Source organism: Bradyrhizobium acaciae (assembly GCF_020889785.1).
In the GTDB taxonomy this organism is placed as follows: domain Bacteria; phylum Pseudomonadota; class Alphaproteobacteria; order Rhizobiales; family Xanthobacteraceae; genus Bradyrhizobium; species Bradyrhizobium acaciae.
Genome location: NZ_JACMYK010000172.1, coordinates 1 through 14,002, shown reverse-complemented (window position 1 = coordinate 14,002; position 14,002 = coordinate 1). Strand labels below are relative to the sequence as shown.

Below are 14,002 nucleotides of genomic sequence, written 5' to 3'. Positions count from 1 at the left end.
CCGATGAATGCGCCGGTCTATTCCGACCGTGGAGTGCCGACTGGCCCGGTGATGTCGCCCGATGATCCGCGCTATGGCCGGCCGATGGGGCCGCCGCCGGTGATCTATGGCGACCGTCCGGGCGCGCAGCAAGCCAATCGCGACAACGGCGTTCCCGCAGCCGGCGTTTCCTATGGCGACGACCGTGGCGGCATGCGTCCGCCCGAGGGCGTTACCGGAGCCGTGTCGCAGCAGCAGGCACCGGTCGGTGCCAATGGCAAGCCGGTGCAGATCGCAGCCCTGCCGCCGGACGAACAGCCGGAAGACGGCCCGGCGCAGCTGGCGCCCAATCTGCGTCGTCAGGAAGTGGCGTTCGCGACCAAGGAGCCGGCAGGCACCATCGTCGTCGATACCCCGAACACCTACCTTTACTACATTCTCGGCAACGGCCGGGCGATCCGTTACGGCGTTCGCGTCGGCCGCGACGGCTTCACCTGGACCGGCGTGCAGAAGATCACCCGCAAGGCCGAGTGGCCGGATTGGCATCCGCCGACCGAGATGATCGAGCGTCAGCCCTATCTGCCGCGCTTCATGGCCGGCGGACCCGGCAACCCGCTCGGCGCCCGCGCGATGTATCTCGGCTCGACCGTGTACCGCATTCACGGCACCAATCAGCCGTCGACCATCGGCAAGTTCGTCTCGTCGGGCTGCATCGGCATGCTGAACGAGGACGTCTCGGATCTGTTTGAACGCGCCAAGGTCGGCACCCGCGTGGTTGTGCTGCCCGGCGGTGCTGCTCCGGGAACGACGACGGCCTCCGCCGCGCCGCCCGCGAACCCGATGGCTCCCGCACCGACGCAGGCCCAGGCCGCGCCGTTGCCCGGCACGCAGCCGACCTCGGTGCAGCCGCTGCCCGCGCCGGTGACGGTCCGCTAACCCGACCTGCAATTCATCCTGAAAAAGGCGCGCCAACAGCGCGCCTTTTTTGTTGCCGCAAGCAGCCGGTCTCAGGTGAGGCGCCGCGGCGGCTCGTCGCCTTTGGTGAAGGCATCGATGCACGCGACCATCTGCTGATAGTGCGCCTGCAGGCTCTCGCGCGTCGCGTAGCCGAGATGCGGCGTGATCACGACATTGTCGAGCTTGCGCAGCGGGTGATCCGACGGCAGCGGTTCGACCGAGAACACGTCGATGCCGGCGCCGGCAATCTTCTTGTCGCGCAGCGCCGCGAGCAGAGCATCCTCATCGACGATCGGCCCGCGCGCGGTGTTGACGAGATAGGCCTGCGGTTTCATCCGGGCGAGATCGGCGGCGCCGACCAGTCCGCGCGAGCGCGGGCTCAACACGACGTGGATGGTGATGACGTCTGATGTCGCGAACAGTTCGTCCTTGCTGGCGTAGCCGACGCCGACCTCCTTGCACTTCTCCGGCGTGAGGTTGGGGCTCCAGGCGATGACGTTCATGCCGAACACCTTGGCCATGCCGGCGACCTTGCTGCCGAGCTTGCCGAGACCGATGACGCCGAGCGTCTTGCCTTCGATCTCGGTGCCGGCAAAGGTCTGCCACGGTTCGCCGGCGTGCATCCGCGCGTTCTCGCGGCCGATGCCGCGGGTCAATTCCAGGATCAGGCCCATGGTCAGGGGCGCGGTGGGATCGCGGCCGTATTGGGTGCCGCACAGCACCACCTGGCTAGCCTTGGCGGCGTCGATGTCGATCGCGGCGTTGCGCATGCCAGACGTGATCAGGAGCTTCAGCTTGGGCAGCGCATCGAGCAGGCTCTTCGGGAACGGGGTGCGCTCGCGCATCGCGCAGACGATCTCGAATTCCCTGAGCTTGGCCGCCGCTTCCGCCTCGCTCGTGAACGGCTTGTCGAACACGGTGACCTCGACGCGATCCTTGATCGCCGGCCAGTCGGCCAGCGAAAGCGCGATGTCGAAATAGTCGTCGAGGATTGCACAGCAGAGCCGCGTCATCGGGAAGATCCATTCAGGGTGAGGCCGACGGCAGGAGATCAGCCGTCGGGATGCCCGTCATGGTCGCGCGCAATCGGCAGGCGCGCAAGCGGCCGCGCTTTCACATCAGGGCGATTGTCACGCCGGGCGGGATGGCTTCTGCGCTTTCTCGGTGCGGATATCGGCGAGCATCGATCGGACCGCCGGCGACAGCGCCATCTGCTTGGCACGGCAGGCCGGGCCTGGGCCGCGCATATAGTGCAGTTCCGGACGGTAGGGATTGAAAGCCTTGGCAACGAAGGCCCGCCAGAAGGCGCGGAATTCGGCGAACAGCGTCGCCTCGCCTTTGATCGCCGGGCGCGAAAGAGGTGCTGAAATGATGGTAGCCATGACGTGGCCTCAACTGTTTTGGTCGCGGTTCTGCCGCGAAAATCGCCGTTTTTCGGCGTTGAGAACGAGTTTTGGCCTGATTTATTAAAAGATGGTTTCAATTGTCGTGATTCGGCGCACACATGGTCGCGAACCCGTAGTCACCCGTGGTGAATGGACGGAACGTGGTGAACGGATGGAAAACGCCGGCCCCGCGGTTGCGCTTTCGGGGGCCGGCCGTTACATCGGCGGCAGCAAAATTTCCACAAATCGGATCAATTCCAGGGACAGCGGATGGCTCGCCAGTTCATCTATTTCATGCAGGGTCTGACCAAGGCGTACCCGACCCGCAAGGTGCTCGATAATATCCATCTGAGCTTCTACCCGGACGCCAAGATCGGCGTGCTCGGCGTCAACGGCTCGGGCAAGTCGACCCTGCTCAAGATCATGGCCGGCCTCGACAAGGAGTATAACGGCGAGGCCTGGGTCGCCGAGGGCGCCCGCGTCGGCTATCTCGAGCAGGAACCGCAGCTCGATGCCTCGCTGTCGGTCCGCGAAAACGTCATGCAGGGCGTCGCCAAGCAGAAGGCGATCCTCGACCGCTACAACGAGCTTGCCGTCAACTACTCGGACGAGACCGCCGATGAGATGACCAAGCTGCAGGACGAGATCGAGGCGCAGGGCCTGTGGGATCTCGACAGCAAGGTCGACCAGGCGATGGACGCGCTGCGCTGCCCGCCCGATGACGCCGATGTCACAAAACTGTCGGGCGGTGAACGCCGCCGCGTTGCGCTGTGCCGCCTGCTGCTCGACCAGCCGGAACTGCTGCTGCTCGACGAGCCGACCAACCATCTCGACGCCGAGTCGGTGTCGTGGCTGGAAGGCCATCTGCGGAATTATCCGGGCGCGATCCTGATCGTGACCCACGACCGCTACTTCCTCGACAACGTCACCGGCTGGATCCTCGAGCTCGACCGCGGCCGCGGCATTCCCTACGAGGGCAACTACTCGTCCTGGCTGGTGCAGAAGCAGAAGCGGCTCGAGCAGGAGGGCCGCGAGGATGCCGCGCACCAGAAGACGCTGGCCCGCGAGCAGGAATGGGTGGCGTCCTCGCCGAAGGCCCGCCAGGCCAAGTCGAAAGCGCGCTACCAGCGCTACGAGGAGCTGCTCAAGCAGGCGAGCGAGAAGCAGACCCAGACCGCGCAGATCATTATCCCGGTCGCTGAGCGACTCGGCGCCAACGTCGTCGACTTCGAGGGCCTCAGCAAAGGTTTTGGCGACCGGCTGCTGATCGACGATCTTACCTTCAAGCTGCCGCCCGGCGGCATCGTCGGCGTGATCGGTGCCAATGGCGCCGGCAAGACCACGCTGTTCAAGATGATCACCAAGCAGGAGCAACCCGACAAGGGCACCATCACCGTCGGCGAGACCGTGCATCTCGGCTATGTCGACCAGTCGCGCGACGCGCTCGACGGCAAGAAGACGGTGTGGGAAGAGATCTCCGGCGGCAACGAGTTGATCCTGCTCGGCAAGAAGGAAGTCAATTCGCGCGGCTATTGCTCGTCGTTCAACTTCAAGGGCGCCGATCAGCAGAAGAAGGTCGGTGCGCTCTCCGGCGGTGAACGCAATCGCGTGCATCTCGCCAAGATGCTGAAGTCCGGCGCCAACGTGCTGCTGCTCGACGAACCGACCAACGACCTCGACGTCGACACGCTGCGCGCGCTGGAAGAGGCGCTCGAGGATTTCGCCGGCTGCGCCGTCATCATCAGCCATGATCGCTGGTTCCTCGACCGCATCGCGACCCACATCCTGGCGTTCGAGGGCGACAGCCACGTCGAATGGTTCGAGGGCAACTTCCAGGATTACGAAAAGGACAAGATGCGCCGGCTCGGACAGGACAGCATCATCCCGCACCGCGTGAAGTACAAGAAGCTGACGCGGTGATTTGAGACATCGTCATGGCCGGGACAAGCCCGGCCATGACGAGTGAATAGAGCGCGCATCACCACGCGCAAATTTGCAGGATCATGACGGCATCGCGGCGCAATCTGCGGCCAGTTGTCGCTTTTCAAGCGCGCGGGATTGCGTAGATAGAGCGCTCCCCGCAAATCGAATCCTGCGAGCACTACAACATGTCCGCCATCTCAGACGCGCCCGCCCGCTCCAAGGGCCGGTCGCTGCGTCCCGTTCCCATGCTGATCTTCGGATCGCGCTGGCTGCAATTGCCGCTCTATGTCGGCCTGATCATCGCCCAGGGCGTCTATGTCGTGCTGTTCCTGAAGGAGCTGTGGCACCTGTTCGCCCATGCCTTCGATTTCAGCGAGCAGCAGATCATGCTCGCCGTCCTCGGCCTGATCGACGTCGTCATGATCTCGAACCTGCTGGTGATGGTGATCGTCGGCGGCTACGAGACCTTCGTCTCGCGGCTCAATCTGAAGGGGCACCCGGACGAGCCGGAATGGCTCAGCCACGTCAATGCCAGCGTGCTGAAGATCAAGCTGGCGATGGCGATCATCGGCATCTCGTCGATCCATCTGCTGCGCACCTTCATCGAGGCGGGCGCGCTGTCGTCCGGCAAGAGCACCTACACCGAGACCGGCGTGATGTGGCAGACCATCATCCACTGCGTCTTCATCCTGTCGGCGATCGGCATCGCCCTTGTCGACAAGCTGTCGAACGACTCGATCGAGGGGGCCAAGCAGCAGGCCGCGCATTGAGCGCGGCCGCCGAGGTTCACAGCAATCCGGTGTCGTGATAAGGCTCACGACACTGATATCGCGGGTGTTCGCCTGACGGCGCGCCCATTGGACCGCTGCGTGAACAGGTTGTTGGATTTGACATTCCTCCGCGCGCTTGCCTTCGGGCTTCTGCTCGCATCTTTCTCGGTCGTCTCACCCGCGCGCGCGGGCGACGCCGCGTTCACGCAATTCATCGCCTCGCTGTGGCCGGAGGCCAAGGCGGCCGGCGTGTCGCGCGAGACGTTCGAGCGCGAGACGCGCGGGCTCGAGCCCGACTACAAGCTGCCCGATCTGATCCTGCCCGGACGCCCGAAAACCGGCGCGCCGGCGCAGGCCGAGTTCGTGCAGGTGCCGGCCGATTACATCAAGGAAGCCTCGATCGCGCGGCTCGCGGCGGAGGGGCAGCGGCTGCTGCAGAAATATCGTCTATCGCTCGATGCGATCGAGAAGCGGTTCGGCGTTCCCGCCACCATCGTGCTGGCGATCTGGGGCCGCGAGACCGACTACGGCCGCTATTCGCTGCCCTATGATACGCTGCGCGTGGTGGCGACGCAGGCCTATGTCGGCCGCCGCAAGGATCAGTACCGCACCGAGTTCATCCTGGCGCTGAAGATCCTCGGCGAGGGCGCGGTGACGCGCAAGGAACTGCGTTCCTCCTGGGCGGGGGCGACCGGCTACACCCAGTTCCTGCCGTCGGAGTATTACAAGCACGGCGTCGACCTCGACGGCGACGGCCGTGTCGACATCTGGCATTCGGTGCCGGACGCGCTCGCCTCGGCCGCGCAGCAGTTGGTCAACAAGGGCTGGCAGCCCGGCGTGCGTTGGGCCTACGAGGTCACGGCACCCGCCAATGCCGACTGCACGATGGGTGTGCCCGAAGTGACAAAACCGATCAGCCAGTGGCTGCGGGCCGGCTTCGTGCCGGTGCGCGGGCAAAAGCTCAACGCGAACGAGCAGGCGCAATCAGCCTCGCTGCTGCAGCCGGAGGGCATTTACGGTCCGGCCTTCCTGACCACGCCGAACTACTTCGTGATCAAGGAGTACAATTTTTCCGATCTCTACGTGCTGTTCGTCGGCCATCTCGCCGACCGCATGACGAGCCCGCAGCCATTCGCGACGCCATGGTCGGCGTCGAAGCAGCTGCGCTCGGCCGACGTCGAGGCGATGCAGCAGCAGCTGACGAAGATCGGGCTCTACAAGGACAAGCTCGACGGCAAGGCGGGGATGCAGACCCGCGCGGCGCTCGGCGCCTATCAGAAGCAGGCCGGGCTGAAGGTCGATTGCTGGCCGAGCGAGGCGGTGCTGCGCGCGATGAACGGGCAGCGCTGATCGGGCTGATTGCCGTACGAGCGCCTGGCTGCGGAAAACAAAAACCCGGCCATGAGGCCGGGTTTTCGAGTGTGATGCTGAAAAGCGTGTCAGTCGATCAGTCGCAAACCTGGATGCGACGGAAGCGCCAGCCGTAGCCGTCCCAGAAGCGCTCACGAACCCAGCGGCACGGAGCTTCTTCGACATAGGTCGGGGCCGGTGCAACATAGACCGGAGCCGGGCGAGCGCCGGCAATCGCGCCGCCGAGCAGGGCGCCGCCGATCAGGCCGCCGGCAACGCCGGCCGCGATGGCGCCGCCGTCACCAGCCTTGGCAGCCGGAGCAACCGCCAGCGAACCGGCAATCGTGGTAACGGCGACAAGGGCAGCTAAAGTCTTCTTCATGTCTTTGGCTCTCCTGGAAGATGGTGGCGTCGTGGATCGACGCCGGGTTTAGGGTGACTCACACGCTGATCTCGAACTGCTGTCTTGCTAAACAGCGCAGAACAGTCAACCGAAAGTAAACGTCCGCAGCCTCATCGCGCAGAAAAGCGGTTTTTTCTGGCCATCTACAGCAGACGTCCCGGACAAACAGTCGGTTTTCCGGGACGTTTGGTTCGATTTAATCGAGATGAACGTCGATCAATCGCAAACGCGAACGCGGCGAACGCGCCAGGTGTAGCCGTCCCAGAAGCGCTGGCGCTGCCAGAAGCAGTCGGCACCGTAACCGGGCTCGGCGACGTAGGCCGGACCGGGCGCGTAGTAGCCATATCCCGGACCGTAATAACCGTTCCGCGAAGCGATCGCGCCACCGACGATGGCGCCGCCAATCAACCCCGCAGCGACGCCAGCGGCGACACCGCGTTGTGCCTGGGCGGGGGCGGGCACCGCCACAGCCGAAACCGCCAGAGCGGCGGCGGCGCAAAGCGCCAGCAATGTCTTCTTCATGACCTCACCTTTCTCACGGGGCAGGGACAGCGTGCGTTGGCGATCTGTCTTGCCGGAGGGTTCCATATTCCGCTTGAATGATCAATGAACGACGCTGCCCTATTCGCGTCCAAATGCTTGCAGCTTTTGGAATATCTTGCAACGCACAGGTACTTGTGGCGGCTTGCGGCGATGCAAGGGCGGATTGGCCTGACCTATCCGCCCGATGGGTTTCTTATTCCCGGAGGCTCCGGGGCCGACCGATTTAGATTCATTCCAGAATGAATCCCGCATCAGTTTGGAATTGCTACAAGAACCGCTTTTTCCTTTTGCATCCCGCCGGGGCCGACCATATCCATACTGGCGAGCATCACCCGTTGGACCTGCCTCCTCTGATGATTGTCTGTTCCTGTAACGTCCTGAGCGACCACGATGTCCGCAATGCCGTCAACGGCGGCGGGTCCGTGACCCGAAATGCCAAGCAGGTGTATGGCTGCCTCGGCTGCAGTGCCGAATGCGGCCGTTGCGCGCGCACCATTAAGGCGATCATCGACGAGGCGCTTGGCCCCTGCGCCAAGGCCTGCTGCGCCGGCTGTCCCCATGCCGGCCATCCGCACGCCGCCAACGAGGACGGCGAGCCCGCCACCGAGTTTGCGCTCGCGGCCTGCTAAGGCAATTTCAGCGTCCGGTCGATCTGCACCGAAGCTCCAGCTTCCTGTTCCGATGCGTTTTCTTCCCGCGGCCGGCTTTGCGTCGCTGGAAACGCTCCGTCCCCGCCAAATTCACCGAATCCGGTTATCCACGCGCTGCTTCCGCGAAGGATTGCTCTCTCCGGTAATCTGACTTAGAAGCGTTCTAAATTCAGTGCTGGCCGGTTTGGCCGCGACAGGTGGAGTGGATCATGCAAGGCGACCCGAAGGTCATCGACTATCTGAACAAGGGGCTGCGCAGCGAACTGACCGCCATCAATCAGTACTGGCTGCACTACCGGATGCTCAACAATTGGGGCCTCCTGGAGATGGCCAAGGTCTGGCGCAAGGAGTCCATCGAGGAGATGGAGCACGCCGACAAATTCGTCGATCGCATCCTGTTCCTCGACGGCTTCCCGAACCTGCAGGTGCTCGATCCGCTGAAGATCGGCCAGGACGTCAAGGAGATCATCGAGTGCGATCTGGCCGCCGAGATCGGCGCCCGCACGCTCTACCAGGAGGCGGCGACCTACTGCCACGGCGTCAAGGACTACGTCAGCCGCGACCTGTTCGAAAAGCTGATGAAGGACGAGGAAGATCACATCGACTTCCTCGAGACCCAGCTCGACCTGATCAAGCGCATCGGTCTCGAGCTCTACACCCAGAAGCACGTCGGTCATCTGAAGGGCGAGGAGTCCTGATCGGCCGCTTCGCGCGCAGAGCGTGACCTTGAAAATTCGAGAGGCCGTCCTTGCGGGCGGCCTCTTTTGTTTTTCCGATCCGGATGGAGCGATCCGTCAGTAGCACCGCGTGATGTTGACGGTGCGGTCTCCGTCGCGTCCGGGCACCGTCACGCTCTCGGTCGGGCAGCTCGACACATAGGGGCGATCCGACGGCACCACGGCCGGCGGATATCGATGCGCCCAATCCCAGGGCACGTCCTGGGTGTAGGTGTAACGGACGTCGTTGGAGACCGGCGCCGGGACCTCGGCGGCGAAGGGAACGCTCGCCGCACCATCGTAATATCCGCCCGCGTCCGGCAACACGATGCCGGGCGAGCGCACATGATGGCGGAAGGCCGGATGATGCGAGGAAAACGTGCCGCGCGGCGCCGTTCCGGATCTCGCATAGGTCTCGGTGGAGGAAGCGAGCAGCAGCGCTGCAACGCCGAGGGACGCCGTCAGCGCCCCAACTGTTCGATACGCCATTTTCCGATCGGCCATGGCACGCACCAACTCGCGGTTACGGAGCATTTCTGCAGACGCTAGGCCGCGCCTGAGGGCGCCCGCAAACTCATCCTTAATTATTGGTTAAAAAGTAAGGTTAACAGAGCGTAATTGTCTCAAATTGACGCGATCCCGCGTGCAGGTCCGCGACGACGGCGCACCGCTTCAGACGGCGTCCGCGGGAACGAAGCAGCTGATGATGATGTTGCCGCGGTGGTGCACGTACCACACCACGGCCTCGCCGACCGGATTGCCGCGATCGCGGATCACGGCGCGCTCCGGCACCATCATCCACTCGCCTTCGATCGGCACCCAATAGGCGCCGCCTCGAACATCATAGCTCGTGCGATGGCCGTCGGAGATGTCGCAGCACGGCACGCCGTTCGGCGCGATCACGCTCTTGAACCAGGCGCGGATGTCGGGCGGCACGTTCTCGTACTGGCCGTTGTCGAACGCCAGCGCGGCGCCCGCCAACGTGACGAGCGACGCAAGCATTGCGACATGCGCCAGCCTTCGCATTGCCTTCCTCCGGCGAAAACTTCTGCGTGACCCGCGCGCCGCGTCGCTGCCGCGAATCCGGTGTTTGCGCGATTAGGCACGAACCGCGCGCGGGATGCATGCTCAAAGAATCGGCGAAACTCCGCAATCCCTGCTTGATGCAGTGCGGGATCGCGATGCTCAGGATGGCTCCTTCGCGCGTACCTTCTTTGCGGGCTTCGCCGCGATGTTGTCCCGGGCCATCGTGAGCGCGCTGCGCAGCGTCACCTGATCGGCTTTGGCGAGGCGGACAATAGCCGAGCGTTGCGAAGATGCGCTTGCCGACGCGAAAATCGGCAGTGCCGTGATGTGCGCCTTCCACCACCTCGGGCAGGCTGAGCGCTGTGCGGCGGAAGCGATTTGCGGACATCGCCTGATCCCGATCGCTACATCGTGCGTTGCGGTGCAGTCTGCAACAAGTCCTGCAATTGCCTGGCATAGAACTTCGCGTCACCGGTCGTGAGGTGGCCGCGCGTCTCGCTGCTCGCCGGGATCAGATAGATCTTGCCGTTCTTGATCCGCTTCACCGCCGTCTCGGTGACGCCGGTCTCTGGCGGATTGCGCTCATCGTCAGCCGCATTGATCGCAAGCAGCGTGGCCTCGATCTTCTCCATTCCGGCGGATGGATCGTAATCGTGCGAGGCCTCCCACTGATAGATGTAGTCGTTGGCATCCGCGGTGACCGGCAACGCCAGCTGGTCGTCGACCATCTTGTCGGCCTGCGGCGCCGACGGCGCCAGCGTCTGGTAGCCGAGCGTGCCGCCGGCGCTGGCGAAGCGATAGGCCGCGATGGCGTATTTCATCATCCGCGGCTGGCTGGTGTAGTTGCCGCCATTGTAGTCCGGATCGTTGCGGATCGTGTCCAGCATGGTCCGGCGCAGGATCCAGTTGCGCGCCGCCATCGCAGTCGGCTGCGAGGCCATCGGCACCAGCACGTCCATCATCTGCGGATAGCGCACGCCCCAGATCCAGGTATGCATGCCGCCCATCGAGTTGCCGATCACGAGCCGCAGATGCTTGATGCCGAGCCCCTCAGTGACGAGCCGGTACTGCGCGTCGACCATGTCGTAGTAATCGTATTTCGGAAAGCTCGTCCGCATCGCATCCGACGGCTTCGACGATTTGCCGTGCCCGATGCCGTCGGGGATGATGATGTAGTATTTCGATGCGTCGAGCGGCTGGCCCGGGCCGAACAGCTGGCCAGCAAAGCTCGGCGTCAGCATGCTGGCGGCCGAGCCGCCGGAGCCGTGCAGCACCAGCACCGGCTGTCCGGACGCGCGCCGACCGTCGTGTAGTGCAGCCGCAGCTCCGGCATCACCTCGCCGCTGTGAAACTTGAAGTCCTTCGCGATCCACTCGCCATCCTGCGGCGCGGGATAATCTGCAGCCATGGCCGGTACCGACATCGAGACGAGAGCGGCCAGAAGCGCCGCGCACAAACGGATCATGGTGCTTCTCCCCACGCGCGGCGCGTTTGTCCAGCCGCCTCGGTGCAAGCCTAGCATGAGGGAAAGCGTTGTCCGAGAGCACGCCGGCGCGGCTGGCGAAGAAGTGTTCGGCTAGCCTGCCTTCAGTACGTTCAGCGCATACCATCCCCAATAGACCCGGTGGCGCTGGATCAGGCCGTCCCCGATCTCCATGACCTCGACCAGATCCATCTGATCGCCGTCCGGGGACTGGCGCGGATATTCCCAGGTGAGAATCCGGCCGTCGCTGAAGAAGCCCTGCTTGAAGCGCCGCCGCTGCGGCGGGTTGGTACGGAACACCCGCGTGATGAACTCGCGCAGCGCCTCCCGGCCGTGGACGATCCCGTCTTTGGTCTGCATCAAATGCTGGACCAGCGGACTTTCGATCGAGGCGTCGGACGCATAGAGCGCCAGCGCCGCCTCGAGGTCCTTGTTGCCGAGCGCCTCGTCCCAAAGCTTGTAGATGCGTTCCGCGTCGGTGTTGCCTGCTGTCATGATCGTTCCGTTGTTACGTTGAACCGCGCCGATTTGACCGGAAGCGGCCGTCGCGACGTTTCAGGAAAATCTGAAATGAGTTTCATGGGGACGCGAATGCGCGTAGGACAGCGCGATATGGGAGGACTATGCAGTGGGATCATCCCAACCCGTGCAGACGGGATTCTCGCGGATCGCCGAGGCATTGGGCGATCCGGTGCGTGAGGCGATGGTCAGCGCGCTGGCTGACGGCAAGGCGCTGCCGGCGGGCGAGCTTGCCGCGGTTGCCGGCATTTCGCCGCAAGGCGCCAGCGCACATTTGCAGAAGCTGGTGGATGCGGGCGTGCTGTCGGTGTGGGCGCAGGGCAGGTTCAGATATTACCGGATCAGGGACGACGACGTGGCGACGCTGATCGAGAGCCTCGTCGACCTGGCGGCGAAATCCACTGCGGCCCGCAAGCGTGCGATGCCGGCCGACCAGCTCAGGCAATCGCGCACCTGCTACCATCACCTTGCGGGCCAGCTCGGTGTGCTGCTGTCGAATGCGCTGATCCGCCGTCGTCTCGTCGTCATTGAGGGCCGCGACGGTCGCGTGACCGAGCAGGGGCTGGCCTGGTGCCGCGCCGAGGAGATCGATTTCGATCCGGCGCGGCAGCCGCACCTGCGGCTCTGCAACGACTGGACCGAGCGCGTGCCGCATCTCGCCGGTCCGTTTGCCAATGCCGTGCTGGCGCGTCTGGTCGAGATCCGCGGCGTTGCGCCGCATCGGATTCCGCGCGCGTTGCGGATCACCGATCGTGGACGGGCGTTCTTCGATCGGCTCGGTGTGCAGGTTCCGTTCTGAGAGCGCGTGAGTGACCTAGCGGCCGTCCTCAACCTCGGTCTCCGGGCGGTCATTGCCGGAGGCGGTTTCGGTCAGCCATTTGCCGTCCGAGGTCTCGTACTGGATCGCCTCGGTGCGCCCGGGAACCCGCTGTTCGTTGGCGGCGCGCCGGGCGGCGGCCAAGGCCGCGGCATGGGTCGGAAACGGTTCCGAGAACACCCCGTTGACGGTATAGGCCCAACCGCCGTCGTGCTGGACAACCTTGTAGATCACGTGGCTCATCCGGAACCTCGTTTCCGCCGTGGACGATGAGGCTGCCAGAATAGACCACGATGTCGTATTTTGCAGCAGCCGATCGTCCTTGAGCATGATCCGGAAAAGTGGAGGCCGGTTTTCCGAGAAGATCATGCTCAGACATCGAGAGAGCCGCCCCGCTGGTGCGGGCGAGGGAGACTGATATGTGCCGTAACATCAAGACGCTGTTCAACTTCGAGCCGCCCGCCACCGAGGACGAGATCCACGCTTCGGCGCTGCAATTCGTGCGCAAACTGAGTGGCTTCAACAAGCCATCGCAGTCCAATGAAGCCGCCTTCAACCTTGCCGTGACCGAGGTCTCGGACGCCGCGCGCAAGCTCCTGATCTCGTTGCAGACCAACGCCCCGGCGCGCGATCGCGAGATCGAGGCGGAGAAGGCGAGGGAGCGCTCGCGCCTGCGGTTCGGCTGACGCCACGGCATTCCGTGACGCAGGTCACGGTACGGCGCCGCGCTTCCGGTCATCAGTGTCGTTCAGCCGCCCCCCGGAGCAACGCCATGAAGCCTGCCGCCCTGCTCACTCTCTGTTCGATTGCGTTCGCCGTGCTCTGGACCTGCGGCATGCTGTGGTCAAGCGGCACGATCGACCTCGCCAACGTCATCATCCTGTCGGTGTGTGGGGCGTTCGCCGGCGTTGCCTGGTACTACGCGATGCGCTGGGTGTTCCAGCTGATGCAGTTCGCCCGGCCGTCCGATCCTCCGAGCACGCCAGGCGCAGAGCGCTGAGCGTCGCGCGCGACACGGATTTCGCCGGCCGTGTCGCGCAATGACAGGAAGGGTTACTTCTTGTCCTTCTTGCGATGCTTCTTCTTTTTCTTGTGATCGTCGTCTTCATCGTCACCATCGGCAAAGTCGACCGCGTCCACCTCGAGCGCGATCGCTTCCGCAGCTGCGCGCTCGGCGCGCTCCGCGGCTTCTCGCTCGGCGAGCTCGGCGGCTTCACGCTCCCTGGTGCGCTTGTGGTCTTCCCAGGCGTCGAAGATCATGTGCAGCCACGGCATCACCTGCTCGATCGACGGCAACTGGCCGGGCGGGCCGGCTTCACCGCGCGGGCCGGCCGGACCTTGCGGTCCCTGGGGACCAGCTTCGCCGCGTGGACCCTGTGCACCGGCCTTGCCTTGCGCCCCCGGCTTGCCCTGAGGGCCTGCCTTGCCTTGCGCGCCCGCCTTGCCCTGTGGCCCCGGCTTGCCGCGCGGACCTTCCGGTC

At 64.3% G+C, this 14,002-nt stretch carries 18 protein-coding genes and 1 pseudogene; 9 read left to right on the top strand and 10 right to left on the bottom strand.

Annotated elements, in window-relative coordinates; all coding sequences use genetic code 11:
* Nucleotides 1-915: L,D-transpeptidase (locus H8A92_RS35865; RefSeq protein ID WP_229200030.1), on the top strand; the 915-nt coding region annotated here is incomplete at its 5' end.
* Nucleotides 916-986: 71 nt separating this feature from the next.
* On the opposite strand, the gene H8A92_RS35860 is transcribed toward H8A92_RS35865, so the two are convergent.
* On the bottom strand, nt 987-1,949 hold the full coding sequence (locus H8A92_RS35860) for a D-2-hydroxyacid dehydrogenase family protein (protein WP_229200029.1): 963 nt from the start codon (nt 1,947-1,949) through the stop codon (nt 987-989).
* A gap of 117 nt (nt 1,950-2,066) precedes the next feature.
* On the bottom strand, nt 2,067-2,318 hold the full coding sequence (locus tag H8A92_RS35855) for a hypothetical protein (RefSeq protein WP_229200028.1): 252 nt from the start codon (nt 2,316-2,318) through the stop codon (nt 2,067-2,069).
* Nucleotides 2,319-2,591: 273 nt separating this feature from the next.
* On the opposite strand from H8A92_RS35855, the gene ettA reads away from it, so the two are divergent.
* The 3 genes from ettA (at nt 2,592) to H8A92_RS35840 (ending at nt 6,364) form a co-directional block, all read left to right on the top strand.
* Complete coding sequence (ettA, locus tag H8A92_RS35850; RefSeq protein ID WP_229200027.1) at nt 2,592-4,241, top strand: energy-dependent translational throttle protein EttA; 1,650 nt, start codon at nt 2,592-2,594, stop codon at nt 4,239-4,241.
* Nucleotides 4,242-4,429: 188 nt separating this feature from the next.
* Entirely contained in the window at nt 4,430-5,014 is a 585-nt protein-coding gene (locus H8A92_RS35845) for a TIGR00645 family protein (RefSeq protein ID WP_163155409.1), read from the top strand.
* A 150-nt stretch (nt 5,015-5,164) separates the two neighbouring features.
* Nucleotides 5,165-6,364, top strand: a complete 1,200-nt coding sequence (locus H8A92_RS35840) for a lytic murein transglycosylase (RefSeq protein ID WP_229200031.1) — start codon at nt 5,165-5,167, stop codon at nt 6,362-6,364.
* A 97-nt stretch (nt 6,365-6,461) separates the two neighbouring features.
* On the opposite strand, the gene H8A92_RS35835 is transcribed toward H8A92_RS35840, so the two are convergent.
* Both H8A92_RS35835 and H8A92_RS35830 read right to left on the bottom strand, forming a co-directional pair.
* Nucleotides 6,462-6,746, bottom strand: a complete 285-nt coding sequence (locus H8A92_RS35835; protein ID WP_173641278.1) for a hypothetical protein — start codon at nt 6,744-6,746, stop codon at nt 6,462-6,464.
* 237 nt (nt 6,747-6,983) lie between these two features.
* Nucleotides 6,984-7,289 carry a hypothetical protein gene (locus H8A92_RS35830; protein ID WP_229200026.1) on the bottom strand — a complete coding sequence of 102 codons (306 nt, stop codon included), beginning with the start codon at nt 7,287-7,289 and terminating at the stop codon, nt 6,984-6,986.
* Between the two features lie 374 nt (nt 7,290-7,663).
* Here H8A92_RS35830 and H8A92_RS35825 point away from each other — a divergent pair, with 374 nt between their 5' ends.
* On the top strand, nt 7,664-7,939 hold the full coding sequence (locus H8A92_RS35825) for a (2Fe-2S)-binding protein (protein WP_163155435.1): 276 nt from the start codon (nt 7,664-7,666) through the stop codon (nt 7,937-7,939).
* Between the two features lie 230 nt (nt 7,940-8,169).
* Entirely contained in the window at nt 8,170-8,658 is a 489-nt protein-coding gene (bfr, locus tag H8A92_RS35820) for a bacterioferritin (protein WP_029084046.1), read from the top strand.
* 96 nt (nt 8,659-8,754) lie between these two features.
* Here the strand turns inward: bfr and H8A92_RS35815 are convergent, their stop codons facing one another.
* The 4 genes and pseudogenes from H8A92_RS35815 to H8A92_RS35795 form a co-directional block, all read right to left on the bottom strand.
* A complete protein-coding gene (locus tag H8A92_RS35815; RefSeq protein WP_229200025.1) occupies nt 8,755-9,180 on the bottom strand; it encodes a hypothetical protein in 426 nt (141 codons plus the stop codon).
* Between the two features lie 168 nt (nt 9,181-9,348).
* Nucleotides 9,349-9,702, bottom strand: a complete 354-nt coding sequence (locus tag H8A92_RS35810; protein WP_229200024.1) for a hypothetical protein — start codon at nt 9,700-9,702, stop codon at nt 9,349-9,351.
* Between the two features lie 404 nt (nt 9,703-10,106).
* Nucleotides 10,107-11,167: pseudogene (locus H8A92_RS35800) on the bottom strand (alpha/beta fold hydrolase).
* 111 nt (nt 11,168-11,278) lie between these two features.
* Nucleotides 11,279-11,680: a nuclear transport factor 2 family protein gene (locus tag H8A92_RS35795; RefSeq protein ID WP_229200023.1), complete on the bottom strand. Its 402-nt coding sequence runs from the start codon at nt 11,678-11,680 to the stop codon at nt 11,279-11,281.
* A 133-nt stretch (nt 11,681-11,813) separates the two neighbouring features.
* Here H8A92_RS35795 and H8A92_RS35790 point away from each other — a divergent pair, with 133 nt between their 5' ends.
* Nucleotides 11,814-12,503, top strand: a complete 690-nt coding sequence (locus H8A92_RS35790; protein ID WP_229200022.1) for an ArsR/SmtB family transcription factor — start codon at nt 11,814-11,816, stop codon at nt 12,501-12,503.
* 15 nt (nt 12,504-12,518) lie between these two features.
* Here H8A92_RS35790 and H8A92_RS35785 read toward each other — a convergent pair whose 3' ends face one another.
* The gene (locus H8A92_RS35785; RefSeq protein ID WP_016840968.1) at nt 12,519-12,764 is read right to left on the bottom strand and encodes a DUF2188 domain-containing protein; all 246 of its coding nucleotides are present in this window, start codon (nt 12,762-12,764) and stop codon (nt 12,519-12,521) included.
* 176 nt (nt 12,765-12,940) lie between these two features.
* Between H8A92_RS35785 and H8A92_RS35780 the strand changes: the two genes are divergently transcribed.
* A complete protein-coding gene (locus H8A92_RS35780; protein WP_212017778.1) occupies nt 12,941-13,207 on the top strand; it encodes a DUF2277 domain-containing protein in 267 nt (88 codons plus the stop codon).
* An 86-nt stretch (nt 13,208-13,293) separates the two neighbouring features.
* The gene (locus tag H8A92_RS35775; protein ID WP_229200021.1) at nt 13,294-13,521 is read left to right on the top strand and encodes a hypothetical protein; all 228 of its coding nucleotides are present in this window, start codon (nt 13,294-13,296) and stop codon (nt 13,519-13,521) included.
* A gap of 53 nt (nt 13,522-13,574) precedes the next feature.
* Here the strand turns inward: H8A92_RS35775 and H8A92_RS35770 are convergent.
* The coding region (locus H8A92_RS35770) for a collagen-like protein (RefSeq protein ID WP_229200020.1) at nt 13,575-14,002 on the bottom strand (428 nt) is incomplete at its 5' end.